The organism is Rhizobium centroccidentale (assembly GCF_030182565.1).
In the GTDB taxonomy this organism is placed as follows: domain Bacteria; phylum Pseudomonadota; class Alphaproteobacteria; order Rhizobiales; family Rhizobiaceae; genus Rhizobium.
The window spans coordinates 63,414-80,001 of sequence record NZ_JAQJCG010000013.1; the positions used below are offsets into that span (position 1 = coordinate 63,414).

The following is a 16,588-nucleotide window of genomic DNA, read 5'->3' on the forward strand; positions in this document are numbered from 1 at the left end:
TCAGAGTGCACTGCGCACGGCTGATATGATGCGCTCAACCATCGGATCGCCTTCATGACTCGGCTTGCGCGCGCGCACCAGACAAGCCTCCGAGCGCAGGATGATGCCATCAGACAGGATCTTCAGATGGTTCGCTCTCAGAGTCGAGCCGGTGGAGGTGATGTCGACGATGATATCGGCCGAGCCGGCAGCAGGTGCCCCCTCCGTCGCACCAAGACTTTCGACGATGCGATAGAGCTGTATACCGTGCTGGCTGGAGAAGAACTGCTGCGTCAGCCGCCAATATTTCGTCGCGACTGTCAGCCTGTGACCATGACGGGCACGAAAATCGGCTGCGACATCACCGAGATCGGCCATGCTATCGACGTCGAGCCAGATTTCCGGCACCGCGACGACGACATCGGCATGACCGAAACCGAGCCTAGCGCAGAATTCGACCCGGCGATCGGCCTCCGCCATGCCCTCACGTACGAGGTCTTCACCGGTAATGCCGAAATCGACGCTGCCATTGCCGATCTCTCGCGAGATTTCCGAGGCTGACAGGAAGGCAATCTCGACTCCGTCCCAACCCTCGACACGGCCGCGATAGGAACGATCGTTACCGACGGCGACGATCGGCATTCCGGCACGCTCGAAGATCGCGGCGCAATCGTCCTTCATCCGGCCCTTGGAAGGAAGCGCTATCGTGATGGTCATCAGGCTGCCCTCGCGGTTTCGATACGGTCGAGCCAAAGCGCGAAGCCGACAGCCGGGATATGGTTCTTGGCACCGAGCAGGGTCATCAGCCGGTCGAAGCGGCCGCCGCCGGCGAGCACCGCGCTCGACCCTTCCACCGTCACCTCGAAGACGAGGCCGGTATAGTAGTCGAGCGGGCGACCAAAGGCAGCACGATAGTCGATCTTGGAAGCGTCGACACCGGCGTAGGCCAATGCCGCGACGCGGGCATCGAAGCTTTCCAAGGCCCTGCCCAGCTTCAGACCTGCCGCGTCGGCGAAGCCCGCCAGTGCGGCGGAGGCATCCGAAAGCGGCACGCTCAGGGACAAAAACTCCTCCAGCACGCGGAAGGCCGCATCGTCGAGCCGCGTTTCCGATAAGACCAGCTTCTCGCGAAGGCGGCGGGCGATCTCCTGCGGCGAGCGGCTGGCGTTGGTCGAATAGCCGGTCGCGTGCATGGTGGCGTCGATATGCCTGACCAGCCCCTGCTCGTCGCCACGGCTCAGGAAATCGAGCACATGGGCATCGAGCCCTGTGACCGGCTGCGGGCTTGCAAGATGCGCCAGCAAGGTTTCGAGCTGCATCATGTTGCCGAAAGCGTGGATCAGCCGCTTCTGCCAACCGGATGGCAAGCCGAGCGCCTGTACGACAGCCTCGAACACGGCCTGATCGCCAAGTGTCACGGAGAACGGCTTGCCGGGCACCACGCGATCCAGGATACCGATGGCATCGCTGATGGCGCGGGCATCGGCGTTCGCCGTATTGCCATCACCCAAATCCTCGATGCCGGCCTGGTAAAATTCATGGCCGCCTTCGCGGCGCTGGCGGAAGATCTCGCCGAGATAGGAATAGCGCTTCGGCGTGCCGGTGGCGGTCTCGATATGGCGCAGGCAGACGGGAATGGTGAATTCCGGGCGCAGGCAAAGGCTGGCGCCGGTTTCGCTTTCGGTCATGAAGATGCGCCGGCGAAGATCCTCGCCGGCCATATCGAGAAACGGTTCGGCCGGCTGGATGATGGGCGTATCCACCCGCTCCGTCCCGCGGACGGAGAATTCGTCCAGCAGATCGCTGGCAAAATTCGGGAGGTTAATCAGGGGCATGGGGCTATTCTCCCCTTCTCCCCGACGGGGAGAAGGTGCCCGACAGGGCGGATGAGGGGGCCGAGGAACGAAGGGACGAGGATTCTGAGCGCCAACGTACGAATAGCTCGCGTGAGCCCAGAGCCCCCCTCATCCGGCCCTTCGGGCCACCTTCTCCCCGAGGGGAGAAGGAGAAAACGAGACTGCTCGACACACTCAGACATTGCCGAGCGCCCTCTTCCGGTCTTCCGCCTGTGCCGCCAAGATAGCCTTGACCTTCTCGATCAGTTCGGCCTCCGGCACGGTTTCCTGCGCAACACGGGCTTCGCGCCAGCTGGCATTGTCCTCGATCTCGCCGGAAAGGCGCTTGCCCTCGATCAGATCCTTGATCTGCACGACGCCCTGGGCACGCTCGTCGCCGCCCTGGATGATGGCGATCGGGCAGCCGCGGCGGTCGGCGTATTTCAACTGGTTGCCGAACTTCTTCCAATTGCCCTGGAACATTTCGGCGCGGATGCCGGCGGCGCGCAGTTGCTGCGTGAAGCGCTGGTAGCGTCCCATGGCATCGACATCGCCGTCCATGACGGTGACGAGCACCGGCTCGATCACTTCGTCCGTGCCGAGCTTGCCTAGGTTCTTCAGCGCCGTCATCAGGCGCGACACGCCGATGGAAAAGCCGGTAGCAGGCACCGGCTGACCCATGAAGCGCGAGACGAGCCCATCATAACGGCCGCCGCCGCCGACCGAACCGAAGACGACCTTCTCGCCCTTCTCGTTGGTGACGTCGAACAGCAGCTCGGCTTCGTAGACCGGGCCGGTATAATATTCGAGGCCGCGTACGACGGAGGGATCGATCTTGATACGATCCGACTGATAGCCGGCGCTGGTCACGAGGCTGCCGATGAAATTCAACTCCTCGACGCCTTCGCCGCCCTTGGACGTGCCGGCGACGAGCTCGGCAAGCTGACCCGCACTTTCCGCATAGTTCTTGATGCCGACGAAGAAGAGCACCTTCTCGATCTGGCTTTGGTCGAGACCCGCACCCTTGGTAAAGTCGCCGGACTCGTCCTTGCGGCCGGGGCCGAGCAGCAGCGCCACGCCTTCCGAGCCGAACTTGTCAAGCTTGTCGATGGCGCGCAGCACATTCAGCCGCTGGGCAGCCTTGTCATCGCCGCCGAGGCCGATGGCTTCCAACACGCCGTCGAGAACTTTGCGGTTGTTGACGCGGATCACATAGTCGCCGCGCTTTATGCCCAAGGCTTCCAGCGTGTCAGCCATCATCATGCACATCTCGGCATCCGCCTGCACGCCCGGCGCGCCGACGGTATCGGCGTCGAACTGCATGAACTGGCGGAAGCGACCCGGACCCGGCTTCTCGTTGCGGAAGACGTAGCCGGCGCGATAGGTGCGATAGGGAAGCTGGATCTCGTTGAAATTCTCCGCGACGTGCCGGGCAAGCGGCGCCGTCAGGTCATAGCGCAGCGACATCCACTGCTCGTCGTCATCCTGAAGCGAGAAAACACCTTCATTCGGCCGGTCGCTATCGGGCAGGAACTTGCCGAGCGCATCGGTATATTCGAACAGCGGCGTTTCGACAGGATCGAAACCATAATGCTCATATACCCTACGGATCTTGGAGGTCATCTCGTTGACGGCGCGAATGTCGCTGGCCGAACGATCGACAAAGCCGCGCGGCAGGCGGGCCTTGAGCTTCTGCGGTTTCTTTTGTTTGTCGCTCATCTCTAGGGTAATCCGGTATGGAAACAGTCGCGGTTAACTAGCGGATTGGGCCGAATGCGGCAAGGATTGTTATAAGTTAGCGGCCGACAAAACCGACAAATGACGGATGACAGACGGACAAGAAAGATGTATCTTTGGGATACGCGCATCCCAATTCCTATCAAGGCCATCTTGATGAGCAAACAAACCGCCATCCGTCTGCCAGATGAAACCTATGAGCGCCTGCAGGCTCTGGCCACGCGAACGGGCCGGACCGCAACCTTCTACATTCGTCAAGCCGTTGAGGCGCACTTGGACGAAATGGAAGACGTATACTTAGCAGAACGCGCCATGGAGCGGATTAAGAACGGTGAAGACGAGGTCGTAAGCTCCGAGGAATTCTGGCGTGGCATGGACGATTGAGTATGCGCGATCTGCTCGCAAATTTGTCGAAAAACTCAATCCAGAGACACGCAAGAGAATAAGGAGCTTTCTCGAGGAACGTCTCGCCACTTTGCATGATCCCCGTCAGGTTGGCGATGCTCTGCAGGGTGCGCGGTTGGGGAATTACTGGCGTTATCGAGTCGGCGATTACCGAATTATCTGCGACCTGCAGGATAGCCGCTTGGTTGTGCTTGTTATCGAAATCGGAAACCGTCGCGACGTCTATCGTTAGGCGTAATTTTGGATTTGGAACAATACCGGAAAATGGCGGGTTGGCGCCGGACTCGCTTCATCCTATGTTGATTGCATGCGTTTCTTTGCGATCCTGACAATGGTGATTGCCTGGCTGTTCTACGGTGCCATGCCGGCGCTGGCGAACTGTTCTATCTGCGATTCCGTCACCGCAATTCCCGCCGCATCAACCATGAGCATACATGATGGCATAACCGATATGCCTGACATGGCGGGCCATGCCAACATGGCCGAGCCCCAGCAAAAGAAGCCGCAAAACCCTTGCGCCGGTGGCATGGCGCATGTGGCGTCCTGTGCCGCCTGCATTGCCTTGATGCCGACCCTTGCGGTCGAAGGTGGCAAACACGCCTTCTCCTATCCGGCGCCAGAGCCCGGACAGCGTCTTGCTGGTTCCCTGCCGCAGCCGGCAGCACCTCCTCCCCGTTTCATCTGACGATATCCTGCATTCAATCGACGAGCGTTGCCGCTCAAATCTGATACCGTCCTGAAACGGAGAGAATATCTATGACTACTTCAAGATCGCTGATCCTCGCCAGCGTATTTGCTTTTGCCCTCACCCTTCCCACCTTTGCCGACGACATGAAGGGCATGGACATGAGCAAGCCGATGGGCGACCAGAGCGCCTCCAGCAAGGCGTTCAACGATGCCATGGGCAAGATGCACAAGGACATGATGATCCACTACAGCGGCGACGCCGATGCGGATTTCGTCCGCGGCATGATCCCGCATCATCAGGGCGCGATCGACATGGCGAAGATCGAGCTGAAATACGGAAAAGATCCCGAGCTGCGCAAACTGGCGGAGGCCGTTGTTACCGCGCAGGAAGCCGAGATCAAGGAAATGAAAGCCTGGCTGCAGAAGCACGGCAAGTAATTCACCCCATAATGAGGGGCGGTATCCATGCCGCCTCTCTCACCGTTCCGGATGCGGACGGCGGAAGATCCCATCCAACCAACTGGAAACGGCGCGTATGCGCACGAGCGGACGAAGCTCGGCATGCTTCAGCAGCCACATCTCTCGCACCGGCAGATTGCTGTCACCGCTATCGATGCGGCAAAGACCTCCCACATTCTCGGCCAGGATTTTCGGCAGCAGCGCGCGACCTAATCCTGCAGCCGCGGCCTGCAGCAGAGCCTCGGCATCGTTGACTACAAGCTGGCTGGAACGACCTGACTTTTCCGCCTGTGCGGCAATCCAGCGGGCATGCGGCAGATGCGCCATTGCCTCTTCATAGATGATCCAGGGCAAATCTTCCGCATGCCTCTCCTGCCCGGCAGCGACATAGACGGCATAGTCCAGCGTCGCGATCCGCCTGGCGACGACTTTGCCGTTTGTCATATCGGCAGGTCTTGCGAGGCGCAGTGCCATGTCCGCCTCGCGTCGGGTCAGATTGAAATTTCTGGAATCGCCGATGAGTTCCAATTGCAGGCCGGAATGTTGCGCCAGCAGACTGGGCAGCGAGGGGATCAACAGCCGGCTGATGAAGGATGGCGCCGCCGTGAGGCGTACCTTGCCGAGTGCCATGGGATCGGTCGCATCCAACGCGCCCGACAGCGCCATGACTTCGGCCTCAATCGTCTCGGCCTTCGCCACCGCAATCTCGCCCGCTGGCGTGGGCAATAGGGCACCACCTCCATCGCGCGAGAACAGCGTCGTGCCGAGGCGTTTCTCTAGAATGCGCAGGCGGCGACCGACCGTCGTCGCATCCGTCCCGAGCACCCTGCCGGCAGCGGCAAGGGATCCACCCCGCGCGAACGCCAGAACATGGCGCAGATCGTTCCAATCGATATCGTGCAATTTTGCAGCTCCTGACGGCAAACTTACCACATGTATCGGTATTATTGCAGCTTTAGACTGGGAATATCCAGCAAGGAGATGACGATGCCCCTATTCGCAGTCCTGTTCGAGGACGATCAACAAAACGCCGCCACGATCCGCAAGGAATATCTGCCGCGTCACTTCGCCTTCCTAGAGGCGAATGCCGCTTCCATCAGGACGGCTGGACCACTCAGCCGGGAGGTCGACGCTTTTGCCGGCGGCCTCTGGCTTGTCGAAGCGGAGACAGCCGATACCGTCGATCGTCTGGTGAAGGAAGATCCGTTCTGGGCGGCAGGCCTGCGCAAATCCGTGCAGGTCTTCAGATGGAACCAGGTATTTGCGGAGGGCGCGCTCCTTTAACCGGAGGCATCATCACATGCTCAGTCCATGACGTCAGGCAGGCGCGCGGCGAGCAGGTCGATGACCATGCGCATCTTCAGCGAAAGCTGCGGCACCTGCGGCCAGACGGCATAGATGTTGACGGGCCGGCTGGAGACATTGAGCACCGGCATGAGCTTGCCCGCGTGCACATAGCCCCGCACCAGCCAGCAGGGCAGCCACGCAATGCCCATTCCGGCGGCGGCCGCATCCGCAATGACCTCCAGGTCATCAAGACGCAACCGCGTCTGCGGAAAATAGTCGACGGCTGCACCGTCGCCCTGCAGGAAGGTCCACCTTTTGGCTTCCCCCGATCTCGCATAGATCACGAGATCGTGGCTATCGAGATCGGCAATGGTCTGGGGCGTACCTCTGGCAGCGAGATAATCCGGCGAGGCGCATAGCGTCATGCGATGGAGGGCGATCTTGCGGGCGGCAAGGCCGGCTTCGTCCCGCAACACGCCGTTGCGAATGGCGAGATCGAAGCCCTCGTCGAAGAGATCGACCACGCGATCGCTGAAGGAAAGGTCGAGTTCAAGCTTGGGGTGGATACGCGCCAATTCCAGCAGCAGCGGAGCAGCGCAGCGGCGGCCGAAAAGGACAGGCATCGAGATGCGCAGACGTCCGGTAACCTCGCGCTTACCCGATTCCAGCATGGCTTCGCCGGACTGTATCTCGTCCAGCGCCCGGCGGCAGCGCTCGTAAAAAGCTTGCCCCTCGTCGGTGAGGCTCTGCATGCGGGTGGTGCGGTGAAACAGGCGCACATTCAGGCGCCGCTCCAATTTGGCGATGGTCTTGCCGATCGCCGAGCGGGAGAGATTCATGCGCGTCGCCGCGGCCGAAAAGCCGCCGGCTTCGACCGCCTGCACGAATTCGGGAATGCCGTTGAGCATGTCATTCATGACGATTGCTTCCTTTGGGGAACCAGTTAGCGGAAATAATATCGCCACTGGCGACCAGAAAGCAACGATATGCTCTATCCATTGCTTTCAATTCCTCTCAGGAGATCATGATGACGAAGACCATGAAGCGTTGGACTCTCGATAAGATTGCCGTCGGCGCGCCTTTGAATCTGACGGAAACCGCAATTCCCTCGCCCGCGCGCGGCGAGGTTCTTGTGCGGGTCAAGGCCGTTTCTCTGAATTATCGCGACAAGCTCGTGCGCGAGACCGGCATGGGTCTTCCGATCCAATTTCCCTTCGTGCCGGCTTCCGATATGGCGGGCGTCATCGAAGCGGTGGGAGACGGCGTGACCAGATTTGCCACAGGAGATCGGGTCATCTCGACCTTCCACCCCGGCTGGATCGACGGCAAGCCGCTCGGCGATGCCCGCACACCTCCCTACAAGACGCTTGGCGGGTTCTATCCCGGCGTGCTCTCGGAATATATCGCCATGCCGGAGGACTGGTTCGTATCGGCACCGAAGAGCCTCGATTATGCCGAGGCGAGCACCTTGCCTTGTGCCGGTCTCACGGCATGGTTTGCGCTGGTGGAACGCGGCAAGGTCAAACCGGGTGACAGCGTGCTGGTGCAGGGAACGGGCGGCGTGGCACTGTTCGGGCTGCAGATCGCCGCGGCCCAGGGCGCCGAGGTCTTCGTGACCTCATCGGGACGGGAAAAGCTCGAGCGGGCCAAGGCTTTGGGCGCTCATCACGGCATCGACCGCAGCAAAAGCGATTGGGTGGAGGAAGTCTATCGTCTCACCAACGATCGGGGCATCGACCATATCATCGAAATTGCCGGCGGGCCGAACTTCGGCCAGTCCCTGAAGGCGGTGGCGCCTCATGGCCGGATTTCCGTCATCGGTGTCCTCGAAGGCTTCGACATCTCCGGTCCGGTGGCACCGCTGCTGCTGAAGTCCCCCACCGTGCAGGGCATCGGCGTCGGCCATCGCCGCTCGCTCGAAGATTTCGTGCACGCGGTCGACAGCATCGGCCTGAAGCCCGTCATCGATCATCGCTATGCACTCGGCGAGGCAGCTGCCGCCTTCGATCATCTCGATCGCGGCCCCTTCGGCAAGATCGTCATCGAGCTTTGACGTAAAGCCGGGCCGCCGCGAAAGGCTGCGGCCCGGCTTTGCATGATATCAAACCTTCGGCTCGAAGGGCTGCGGTACGCGCTGGGCGCCCTGGCGGGTCAGCATCCAGCCGGGATATTCGGGCGCTAGCGCGCTGACTTCATCGAGCTTGGCCATATCTTCGGCATCGAGCTTCAGCTTGACGGCCGCCAGATTCTGATCGAGCTGATCGAGACGCTTGGCTCCGATGATGATGCTGGTGACGAAGGGCTTCGCCAGGATCCAGGCAAGCGCCACAGTAGCCACACTGGAGCCGTGCTTCTCCGCCACTTCGCGCATGGCGGCGACGCAGGCCCAGGCGCGGTCCTTGTCGACGGGCGGGAAATCGAAGCTCGCACGCCGCCCCTCGCCATTGCCGGGAGCGCCCGGACCATACTTGCCAGAGAGCAGGCCGCCTGCCAGCGGCGACCAGACCATCAGCCCCAGCTTTTCCTCAGCCATGACAGGCACGATCTCCCGCTCGAGATCCCGGCCGGCGATGGAATAATAGGCCTGCACCGTCTCGAAGCGAGCAAAGCCGCGGCGTTCCGAAATGCCGAGCGCTTTGGCAATGCGCCAGGCCTGCCAGTTGGAGACGCCGACATAGCGGACCAGGCCACGCGAAACGAGATCGTCCAGCGCCCGCAGCGTCTCGTCGATCGGGGTTACCGTATCCGTGGCGTGGATCTGATAGAGGTCGATGTGGTCGGTCTGCAGGCGATCGAGGCTCGCCTGCACGGAGTCCATGATATGGCCGCGCGAGGCGCCGCGATCGTTCGGCTTGTCGCCCATGACGCCATAGACCTTGGTGGCGACGACGACATCCTTGCGGGGAACGCCGAGATTCTTCAGGGCCTGACCGAGCAGCTTTTCGGAATTGCCGAAGGAATAGACGTCGGCGGTGTCGATGAAATTGACGCCGGCCGCGAGCGAGCCTTCGACGATCTTATCCGCCAGCGCCTGGTCGACGTCGGCAATGGAGCCCCAGAGGCTGTTGTTGGGATTGGCTTCGCCGAAGGTCATCGTGCCCAGGCAAAGTTCGGAGACGAACAGGCCGGTATTGCCGAGTTGATTGTAACGCATAGGAGAAATTCCCTTGTGGTCAGCCGGAAGACTCTTCCCGCCGGTGAACGCTATCTTTTCGCTGAATTGGCCTCGGCACGACAGCCGCAGTCGGGGCTGCCCTGGGGAGATCATAAGACGGTCGTCGAGGCCGGGCTCTGGCTCCGCGGCGATCGAGACAACAAGCACATAATGCACCGGAAATCGATTTCAACACGAGACCTCGGACCGATCACGATGCGGTGACCGACGCATGCTCTTGCGTCCGACTGGCTCTTGCGTCCGGCTGGGCGCGGATTAGACTCCAGCCTTCATATCATGCGCAGAACGGACATACCGATGACGCAACGCCCTTTGACCACGATCGGCTTCGACGCCGACGACACGCTCTGGCAGAACGAGCAATTCTACCGGCTGACGGAGCTGCAATTTACCGAACTTCTCGCCGATCACGCCGCAAGCGATGTCATTGCCGCGCGGCTACTGGAGGCTGAAAAGCGCAACCTCCGCCATTACGGTTTCGGCATCAAAGGTTTCACCCTCTCGATGATCGAAACGGCTATAGAGATCACGGAGGGCGAAGTGCCAGCGACCGTCATCGCGCAGATCCTCGATATTGGCCGCGATCTCCTCGCCCATCCCGTCGAAACGCTGCCGCATGTGCGCGAGACGTTGGAAGCGCTGTCGGGAAAGTATCTGCTGGTGCTGATCACCAAGGGCGATCTTTTCGATCAGGAGCGCAAGCTCGCCCAATCCGGGCTCGGCGACCTTTTCGATGCGGTCGAGATCGTCTCGGACAAGAACGCGTCGACCTATCGCCGCATCTTCTCCAAGGTCGGCGACGGGCCGGAACGGGCGATGATGATCGGCAATTCGCTGAAATCGGACATCGTGCCGGCGCTTGCCGCCGGCAGCTACGGCGTCTTCGTGCCGCACGAGCTTACATGGTCGTTCGAGCATGTCGAGGAGCCGACCGAAGCGCCGCGTTTTCGCAAGATCGGTCATCTCGGCGAGCTGCATGGCGTGATCGAAACGTTGCAGTGACCCTTACTGTCCCTGCTTCGAACGCGGCGGAAACAGTATCGGTCCCTGATCTTTCTGCTGATCGGCCGGCGCCTGCTGCACGGCCGGCGGATTGGGGTCGATGAGGATCTCGTATGGCGCACCGAGACCGCGCCGGCGCGTGACGCGCGAGTAATAGGGCTTGATCAGCCAGGTCGTATCCTCATTGACGGTGACGTCGGCGGTGTTGCCGTCTTCATCCGTGCCGAAGAAGGATTCGTCCTCGCTCGACGAGAGGTCGAAGATCGCCATGTAGGCATATTTGCTCTTCGAGCTGAAGGTGATCCGTACATGCTGGCCCTTCTTCAGCGGCAGTGTGTAGACCTTGCCCTTGCCGAACTTCGTCCAGCCCGTCAGCCTCTCGAGAACGGCCGGCAGAGCGATCTTCTCAAGCTTTTCACCACGGTCGAGCTGCGGCAGCTGTTGTTGCTGAGTATCACTTTGCGCATGGGCTGTGGCGCTGAACAGCGCAAAGATCGTCAGCGAAAGACCGAGAAGCGCAGCTCTCATGGCCGCACCAATGCACATCGCATCGCCTCCACCTCTTTCCGGCAATAGCAGCCCTCGATGTGATCGTTGACGAGGCCCATGGCCTGCATGAATGCATAAACTGTGGTCGGGCCGACAAAGGTCCAGCCGCGCTTTTTCAGATCCTTCGAAATCCGCACCGAAGCCGCCGTCGTCGGATTGGCGCGAAGATGGGCAAGATCGAAGATCTCCGGGCGCTCGGCAACGCTCGGCTCATGGCTCCAGAAATAGCGGGCGAGCGAACCGAATTCGTCGCGCAGCTCGATGGCGCGGTTGGCATTGTTGATGGTGGAAACGATTTTGCCGCGATGGCGGATGATGCCGGCATCGGCGAGGCAGCGTTCGATATCCGCTTCGCCAAACTTGGCGACTTTCTCGAAATCGAAGCCCGCAAAAGCGGCACGGAAATTCTCGCGCTTGCGCAGGATCGTCAGCCAGGACAGGCCCGACTGGAAGCCTTCGAGGCAGATCTTCTCGAACAGCCTGATGTCGTTGACAACAGGCCGACCCCATTCCTCGTCGTGATAGCGCTGATATTCCGGCAGATTGCCGTGCCAGAAGCAGCGGTCCTTGCCATCTTCGCCGGTGATGATGCCCGTTTCGGCCATTTTCGCGATTCGTCCCCTATTTCAGCACGCGCCACCGGAAACCGGTAAGCCACTATCGGATAAATTGAGATCAATCAAATGCTTAAATTCATAGGCTGACTTCGACGATCGCGCATTCCGATTCATGATTTACCACTTGCAAACCATCTTTCCAAACCAAGCGGTAACCCTGACAAAGCTTTATCGGCTTCGCGGCATTTTGATGAATAGATGTTTACCATTCGCTCGCGTGCAAGTGGCACCATTGTTTCGACCGGGCGCTTTCGCGCCCATCCTCGGCCCATGTGTAGAGAGTTTGTCCGATGATGAAACATGCCGTCCTGTTTGCCGCGGGCGCTCTGAGCCTGCTTGCTGCCAACGCCTTTGCCGACGATCGCTATCAGTCGCGCCCGCCCGTCATCGTCAGTCCCGATCTAACAGCCCCGTGGGTGATGCAGCTTGGCGGCGGCAACGTGCAGCCGGTCGTCTATCCCCGCCCGATGGCGCGCCGCGCCGCCGATCCCAGAATGGAGCAGCAGGCCAATCCGCAGGTGCGCCAAGTCGTGCAGCCGCGCGGGCTGTTTGCGCGCCCGATCGTGCAGCAGGTCGCCATGGCCCACCCTCAATATCCGGCAGTCCGAGGCCAGATCGATCCGCAGTTCCTGCCGCAGATCGTCGACTACCAGACCAAGGAAAAGCCCGGCAGCATCATCATCGACACCAATAACCGCTTTCTCTATCTGGTGATGGATGGCGGCAAGGCACGGCGCTATGGCGTCGGCGTCGGCAAGCCCGGCTTCGAATGGGCGGGCGCCCATACCGTGACCCGCAAGCAGGAATGGCCGGACTGGACGCCGCCCGCCGAGATGATCTCGCGCGAAGCCGCCAAGGGCCACTATCTGCCGGCGCACATGGAAGGCGGCGAAGGCAATCCGCTCGGCGCCCGCGCCATGTATCTGGGCTCCACCCTCTATCGCATCCATGGCACCAACGCCCCCTGGACGATCGGCAGTGCCGTCTCGTCCGGCTGCATCCGCCTTCGCAACGAAGATGTCATCGACCTCTACAACCGCGTGAAGGTCGGCACCCGCGTCACCGTCATGTAATTTCTAATGACCGCTGGACCTGTGCGGCGATACTATCCCATCGAGGGAGCAGTATTCGGCGCACCGGACGGCCCGCCACTATAGTTCAGACTATAGTCTGATCCGCGATAGAAGAGAGGCTGGTTCTTCCAGACCATTCTCCTTATCGGGTATTTTGATCTTGATCCCTTCGTTGGTTCCGGTAATTTCCTACCGGATTCAACGAGGGGAATGCCAATTATGAAAGCAGCATTGTCGATCGTGACGGCAGGTGTCGTCGCGGCGTGTCTTCTTACAGCATCGAACGCAGCGGCCTTTACCGCCTCAGCACCCTATGCGACGCCAGCCACGCGCGGCGATGTGATCCGGGTCGCGATGGACCCGCAGGGCCAGGTGAAGCCGCAGTTCCAGCGGCGCATGGTGCGGCTGGCGACGAACGAGGAGCCGGGCACCGTTATCGTCGACACCAACAACAAGTATCTCTACCTCGTCGAAGGCAATAACCGCGCAAGACGCTATGGCATCGGCGTCGGTCGCGATGGTTTCGGCTGGTCCGGCGTCGTCAAGGTCGGCCGCAAGGCGGAATGGCCCGGCTGGACGCCGCCGCCGGAAATGATCGTGCGCGAAGGCAAGAAGGGCCACAAGCTGCCGGCCTATCAGGAAGGCGGCGAGGACAATCCGCTCGGCGCGCGCGCCATGTATCTCTATCGCAACGGCGACGACACCGCCTTCCGCATCCACGGCACCAACCAGCCATGGAGCATCGGCCTCAACATGTCCTCCGGCTGCATCCGCATGATGAACAAGGACGTGATCGATCTCTACGACCGCGTTCCTGTGGGCACCAAGGTCATCGTCGTTGGCCCCGGCAATAAGCAGGGCGAGGTCAGCTATCAAGATCGCGGCGTCGATGTGCTGAGGACCCTGTTCGGCGGCTGAAAAAGCCGCCTCTCTGTCTTACCCGAATCAGGCAGCGGCATAACGGGCGCTCCGAACGATGGCATGACCATTTATGCGAGATCGGAGCGCTCGCATCACTTGCAACAGCTTATTGCCTGCAGGCTGGAGTAAGGACGCTGTTGCGCCAGTGTTACAACTCGGCACTTATCGTGCCGCATCGCCGAAAAGCGGCCCGCTGCCTTCAGTTTGCCGTCAGTTTTCCCGCCTAAGCCGTGCTTGACTATCCATGACTGCAATAGAAGTGTCATGGAAGCGCGTTTAGATAGCGGCACTTTGGCATCCGAGGATTTCATATGCATCGTGCATTTCGCATCAAGCAGCCGGCATTCGCCGCGCTTGCGACTTCCGCATTCATATTTGCCGCAAGCTCTGCCTCGGCAGAGATGCAATTTTCAGCTTACGGCGGCATACAGGGCGCGACAGGCAGCAATGTGACCACGTCGGACGGCGCTGATTTCGACCCTAACTGGTCCGGCAAATCCTTCAAGATGCCGCCCTATTTCGGCTTCCGCGGCATCTGGTGGCTTGACGAGTTCGACAAGCCGAACTGGGGCGTGTCGCTCGATTATACCCATGCGAAAGTCTATGGCGATCTCGGCAATACGCCCGGCTGGTCGCATTTCGAGTTCACAGACGGCCTGAACATGCTGACGCTGAACGCGCTCTACCGCTTCCAGGACCCTAGCCGAAACTGGACGCCCTATGTCGGCCTCGGCGCCGGTATCAACGTGCCGCACGTCGAAGTCACCCGCGCTTCCGGTACGACCTTCGACTATCAGTTCGGCGGTGCTTCGCTGCAGGCGCAGGCGGGCGTCAGCTATCAATTCGCCAAGCACTGGTCGACCTTTATCGAATACAAGGGCAACTACAACTTCGTGAACAACGTCTCGATCGATAGCGGCGACACGCTGAAGACCAGGGTTTTCACCCACGCTCTCGACTTCGGCGTCTCGTTCAACTTCTGACGTCATTCACGCTGAAGTCGCAATCGACCCCTCAAACCGGTTCAGACTTGGGGGATCTTGTGCTATGTTTCAGCCATGAGCTTTTTCTACTACCGATGTGACTGGATCCATCCGGAAAGCGAGGAGCCAGTCATGGTTTATTACGAGGTCGATGTCGCCGGCGATGTTCCGCGACTGATCGACGTGTTTGCCGATGGTCGCCGGCAATGCATGTCGATTGTCGATTTTACTCCAGTCGGACGTGAAATGCCGCGGATCGCCAGCCTGGTCGAAGGCTCGTTTTACGATAGTATTGCCGGCTTGGTAGACGGCATCTTCTTCGAAGAGGGCCAAGAGCGCATCAGCATGACACGCATTGCCGCCGATCGGTTCGAAGTCGAATGGCAGGCTCATCGCCTGCCCACGCCGGACAAGTTGCATTAGTACGCAATTCCGGACGGAAAACCGCTCTGCACTTTTCCTGGAATTCCTCTAAGCAGCGGCCGGCTGCAGACCCTTCAGTTTCGCGGGCATTTCGCCGCCATAGGCCCAGTCCAGCAGCTCCACCGTATGCAGGATTGGGATAGCCGTTCCCGTGGCGATCTGCGTGATGCAGCCGATATTGCCCGTGGCGATGATATCGGCTTTCGTCGCTTCGATGTTCCTGACCTTGCGCGCCTTCAGCTCCGCCGAAATTTCCGGCTGCATGATGTTGTAGGTGCCGGCCGAGCCGCAACAGAGATGTCCCTCCGCCGGATCGCGCACCGTGAAGCCGGCCGCCTTCAAAAGCAGCTTCGGCAACATGGTGATCTTCTGCCCATGCTGCATGGAGCAGGCGGAATGATAGGCGACCGTGATGCCGCGCGGCATATGCGAGGGAAGGTCGAGACTTGCGAGATATTCGGTGATGTCCTTGGCGAGCGCTGACACCCTTGCCGCCTTGTCGGCATAGGCTGGATCGAGGCGCAGCATGTGCCCGTAATCCTTGATGGTCGTGCCGCAGCCCGACGCCGTGATGATGATGGCGTCCAGCCCTCCGGCCTCGACCTCACGCAGCCACACATCGACATTGGCGCGGGCGGCGGCAAGCGCCTGTTCCTCGCGCCCCATATGATGAACCAGCGAGCCGCAGCAGACCTCCCCTTCCGGTACGACAACCTCGACACCGAGGCGACTCAGCAGGCGGATGGTGGCTGCGTTGATTTCGGGATCGAGCACCGGCTGAGCGCAGCCCGTCAGGATCGCCACACGACCGCGCCGCTCCGCCTGCGGTGCGTGCAGCATCGGCTTTGCAAAAGGCGACGGCGCGGGAATGCTGCGCGGCGCAAGATCGAGCATGGCGGCGAAAGCCTTCAGAGCCGGAACGCGCCTCAACAGACCCTTGAATGGCCGGCCGAGGTTTGCGAGCCGCAAGGCCAGCCGGAAACGGCTGGGATAGGGCAGCACGGCTGCCAGCACATTGCGAGTCAGCCGATCCATCAGCGGACGCTTATAGGTATTCTCGACATGGACGCGCGCATGGTCGATCAGGTGCATGTAATCGACGCCTGAGGGACAGGTCGTGGTGCAGGCAAGGCAGGAAAGGCAGCGGTCGATATGCGTCACCACTTCGGCATCGGCCTGCCGGCCGTTTTCCAGCATATCCTTGATGAGATAAATGCGGCCGCGCGGGCTGTCGAGCTCATTGCCGAGCGTCACATAGGTCGGGCAGGTGGCGGTGCAGAAACCGCAATGCACGCATTTGCGCAGGATTGCCTCGGATTCGGCCACATGCGGATCGGCGAGCTGTTCGGGCGTGAAATTGGTTTGCATTTACACATGTCCCCGTTCGAGCAAGACCGTGCCCCTCATCCGGCCTATCGGCCACCTTCTCCCCGTTTTAACGGGGAGAAGGGGATAG

General features: G+C 60.6%; 20 protein-coding genes. 11 read left to right on the forward strand and 9 right to left on the reverse strand.

Annotated elements, in window-relative coordinates; genetic code table 11:
• From hisG to hisS, 3 genes are all read right to left on the reverse strand, one after another.
• Positions 1-696, reverse strand: coding sequence for an ATP phosphoribosyltransferase (hisG, locus tag PH562_RS17960; protein ID WP_113232103.1), 696 nt, complete (start codon positions 694-696; stop codon positions 1-3).
• Positions 696-1,814 carry an ATP phosphoribosyltransferase regulatory subunit gene (locus PH562_RS17965; protein WP_285174429.1) on the reverse strand — a complete coding sequence of 373 codons (1,119 nt, stop codon included), beginning with the start codon at positions 1,812-1,814 and terminating at the stop codon, positions 696-698. Before PH562_RS17965 ends, hisG begins: the two co-directional genes overlap by 1 nt.
• 195 nt (positions 1,815-2,009) lie before the next feature.
• Entirely contained in the window at positions 2,010-3,533 is a 1,524-nt protein-coding gene (gene hisS, locus PH562_RS17970; RefSeq protein ID WP_285174430.1) for a histidine--tRNA ligase, read from the reverse strand.
• A gap of 174 nt (positions 3,534-3,707) precedes the next feature.
• Between hisS and relB the strand changes: the two genes are divergently transcribed.
• The 4 genes from relB (at position 3,708) to copM (ending at position 5,081) form a co-directional block, all read left to right on the forward strand.
• A complete protein-coding gene (relB, locus tag PH562_RS17975) occupies positions 3,708-3,935 on the forward strand; it encodes a type II toxin-antitoxin system RelB family antitoxin (protein WP_069612387.1) in 228 nt (75 codons plus the stop codon).
• A complete protein-coding gene (locus tag PH562_RS17980) occupies positions 3,919-4,188 on the forward strand; it encodes a type II toxin-antitoxin system RelE family toxin (RefSeq protein ID WP_083258161.1) in 270 nt (89 codons plus the stop codon). Before relB ends, PH562_RS17980 begins: the two co-directional genes overlap by 17 nt.
• Before the next feature lie 75 nt (positions 4,189-4,263).
• The gene (locus PH562_RS17985; RefSeq protein WP_285174431.1) at positions 4,264-4,641 is read left to right on the forward strand and encodes a hypothetical protein; all 378 of its coding nucleotides are present in this window, start codon (positions 4,264-4,266) and stop codon (positions 4,639-4,641) included.
• A gap of 71 nt (positions 4,642-4,712) precedes the next feature.
• Positions 4,713-5,081 carry a CopM family metallochaperone gene (copM, locus tag PH562_RS17990; RefSeq protein ID WP_285174432.1) on the forward strand — a complete coding sequence of 123 codons (369 nt, stop codon included), beginning with the start codon at positions 4,713-4,715 and terminating at the stop codon, positions 5,079-5,081.
• Positions 5,082-5,120: 39 nt separating this feature from the next.
• On the opposite strand, the gene PH562_RS17995 is transcribed toward copM, so the two are convergent.
• Positions 5,121-6,005: a LysR family transcriptional regulator gene (locus PH562_RS17995; RefSeq protein WP_285174433.1), complete on the reverse strand. Its 885-nt coding sequence runs from the start codon at positions 6,003-6,005 to the stop codon at positions 5,121-5,123.
• Positions 6,006-6,089: 84 nt separating this feature from the next.
• Between PH562_RS17995 and PH562_RS18000 the strand changes: the two genes are divergently transcribed.
• Positions 6,090-6,386, forward strand: coding sequence for a YciI family protein (locus PH562_RS18000; protein ID WP_285174434.1), 297 nt, complete (start codon positions 6,090-6,092; stop codon positions 6,384-6,386).
• 20 nt (positions 6,387-6,406) lie between these two features.
• On the opposite strand, the gene PH562_RS18005 is transcribed toward PH562_RS18000, so the two are convergent.
• Entirely contained in the window at positions 6,407-7,306 is a 900-nt protein-coding gene (locus tag PH562_RS18005) for a LysR family transcriptional regulator (protein WP_285174435.1), read from the reverse strand.
• Between the two features lie 110 nt (positions 7,307-7,416).
• On the opposite strand from PH562_RS18005, the gene PH562_RS18010 reads away from it, so the two are divergent.
• Complete coding sequence (locus PH562_RS18010) at positions 7,417-8,442, forward strand: zinc-dependent alcohol dehydrogenase family protein (protein WP_285174436.1); 1,026 nt, start codon at positions 7,417-7,419, stop codon at positions 8,440-8,442.
• Positions 8,443-8,490: 48 nt separating this feature from the next.
• Here the strand turns inward: PH562_RS18010 and PH562_RS18015 are convergent, their stop codons facing one another.
• A complete protein-coding gene (locus tag PH562_RS18015) occupies positions 8,491-9,543 on the reverse strand; it encodes an aldo/keto reductase (protein WP_285174437.1) in 1,053 nt (350 codons plus the stop codon).
• A gap of 318 nt (positions 9,544-9,861) precedes the next feature.
• Here PH562_RS18015 and PH562_RS18020 point away from each other — a divergent pair, with 318 nt between their 5' ends.
• The gene (locus PH562_RS18020) at positions 9,862-10,566 is read left to right on the forward strand and encodes an HAD family hydrolase (protein WP_113232114.1); all 705 of its coding nucleotides are present in this window, start codon (positions 9,862-9,864) and stop codon (positions 10,564-10,566) included.
• 3 nt (positions 10,567-10,569) lie between these two features.
• Here the strand turns inward: PH562_RS18020 and PH562_RS18025 are convergent, their stop codons facing one another.
• Positions 10,570-11,094: a hypothetical protein gene (locus PH562_RS18025; protein ID WP_285174438.1), complete on the reverse strand. Its 525-nt coding sequence runs from the start codon at positions 11,092-11,094 to the stop codon at positions 10,570-10,572.
• Positions 11,091-11,720 (reverse strand): DNA-3-methyladenine glycosylase I, encoded by a 630-nt coding sequence (locus PH562_RS18030; protein WP_113232116.1) that lies wholly within the window; start codon positions 11,718-11,720, stop codon positions 11,091-11,093. The genes PH562_RS18025 and PH562_RS18030 overlap by 4 nt, the downstream gene beginning before the upstream one ends.
• A 302-nt stretch (positions 11,721-12,022) precedes the next feature.
• Between PH562_RS18030 and PH562_RS18035 the strand changes: the two genes are divergently transcribed.
• The 4 genes from PH562_RS18035 (at position 12,023) to PH562_RS18050 (ending at position 15,132) form a co-directional block, all read left to right on the forward strand.
• Entirely contained in the window at positions 12,023-12,805 is a 783-nt protein-coding gene (locus PH562_RS18035) for a L,D-transpeptidase (protein WP_285174439.1), read from the forward strand.
• Between the two features lie 219 nt (positions 12,806-13,024).
• On the forward strand, positions 13,025-13,723 hold the full coding sequence (locus PH562_RS18040) for a L,D-transpeptidase (RefSeq protein ID WP_285174440.1): 699 nt from the start codon (positions 13,025-13,027) through the stop codon (positions 13,721-13,723).
• Positions 13,724-14,037: 314 nt separating this feature from the next.
• The gene (locus tag PH562_RS18045; RefSeq protein ID WP_285174441.1) at positions 14,038-14,709 is read left to right on the forward strand and encodes an outer membrane protein; all 672 of its coding nucleotides are present in this window, start codon (positions 14,038-14,040) and stop codon (positions 14,707-14,709) included.
• A gap of 75 nt (positions 14,710-14,784) precedes the next feature.
• Positions 14,785-15,132 (forward strand): DUF6881 domain-containing protein, encoded by a 348-nt coding sequence (locus PH562_RS18050; RefSeq protein WP_350223777.1) that lies wholly within the window; start codon positions 14,785-14,787, stop codon positions 15,130-15,132.
• A gap of 48 nt (positions 15,133-15,180) precedes the next feature.
• Here PH562_RS18050 and glcF read toward each other — a convergent pair whose 3' ends face one another.
• Positions 15,181-16,500 carry a glycolate oxidase subunit GlcF gene (gene glcF / locus PH562_RS18055; protein ID WP_285174443.1) on the reverse strand — a complete coding sequence of 440 codons (1,320 nt, stop codon included), beginning with the start codon at positions 16,498-16,500 and terminating at the stop codon, positions 15,181-15,183.
• Positions 16,501-16,588: the final 88 nt, after the last annotated feature.

Bases quoted from the DNA above. Each gene is read 5' to 3' on its own strand.
- hisG (WP_113232103.1), bottom strand. From the start codon at position 696: ATGACCATCACGATAGCGCTTCCTTCCAAGGGCCGGATGAAGGACGAT.
- PH562_RS17965 (WP_285174429.1), bottom strand. From the start codon at position 1,814: ATGCCCCTGATTAACCTCCCGAATTTTGCCAGCGATCTGCTGGACGAA.
- hisS (WP_285174430.1), bottom strand. From the start codon at position 3,533: ATGAGCGACAAACAAAAGAAACCGCAGAAGCTCAAGGCCCGCCTGCCG.
- relB (WP_069612387.1), top strand. From the start codon at position 3,708: ATGAGCAAACAAACCGCCATCCGTCTGCCAGATGAAACCTATGAGCGC.
- PH562_RS17985 (WP_285174431.1), top strand. From the start codon at position 4,264: ATGCGTTTCTTTGCGATCCTGACAATGGTGATTGCCTGGCTGTTCTAC.
- copM (WP_285174432.1), top strand. From the start codon at position 4,713: ATGACTACTTCAAGATCGCTGATCCTCGCCAGCGTATTTGCTTTTGCC.
- PH562_RS18000 (WP_285174434.1), top strand. From the start codon at position 6,090: ATGCCCCTATTCGCAGTCCTGTTCGAGGACGATCAACAAAACGCCGCC.
- PH562_RS18005 (WP_285174435.1), bottom strand. From the start codon at position 7,306: ATGAATGACATGCTCAACGGCATTCCCGAATTCGTGCAGGCGGTCGAA.
- PH562_RS18010 (WP_285174436.1), top strand. From the start codon at position 7,417: ATGACGAAGACCATGAAGCGTTGGACTCTCGATAAGATTGCCGTCGGC.
- PH562_RS18015 (WP_285174437.1), bottom strand. From the start codon at position 9,543: ATGCGTTACAATCAACTCGGCAATACCGGCCTGTTCGTCTCCGAACTT.
- PH562_RS18020 (WP_113232114.1), top strand. From the start codon at position 9,862: ATGACGCAACGCCCTTTGACCACGATCGGCTTCGACGCCGACGACACG.
- PH562_RS18025 (WP_285174438.1), bottom strand. From the start codon at position 11,094: ATGAGAGCTGCGCTTCTCGGTCTTTCGCTGACGATCTTTGCGCTGTTC.
- PH562_RS18030 (WP_113232116.1), bottom strand. From the start codon at position 11,720: ATGGCCGAAACGGGCATCATCACCGGCGAAGATGGCAAGGACCGCTGC.
- PH562_RS18035 (WP_285174439.1), top strand. From the start codon at position 12,023: ATGATGAAACATGCCGTCCTGTTTGCCGCGGGCGCTCTGAGCCTGCTT.
- PH562_RS18040 (WP_285174440.1), top strand. From the start codon at position 13,025: ATGAAAGCAGCATTGTCGATCGTGACGGCAGGTGTCGTCGCGGCGTGT.
- PH562_RS18045 (WP_285174441.1), top strand. From the start codon at position 14,038: ATGCATCGTGCATTTCGCATCAAGCAGCCGGCATTCGCCGCGCTTGCG.
- PH562_RS18050 (WP_350223777.1), top strand. From the start codon at position 14,785: ATGAGCTTTTTCTACTACCGATGTGACTGGATCCATCCGGAAAGCGAG.
- glcF (WP_285174443.1), bottom strand. From the start codon at position 16,500: ATGCAAACCAATTTCACGCCCGAACAGCTCGCCGATCCGCATGTGGCC.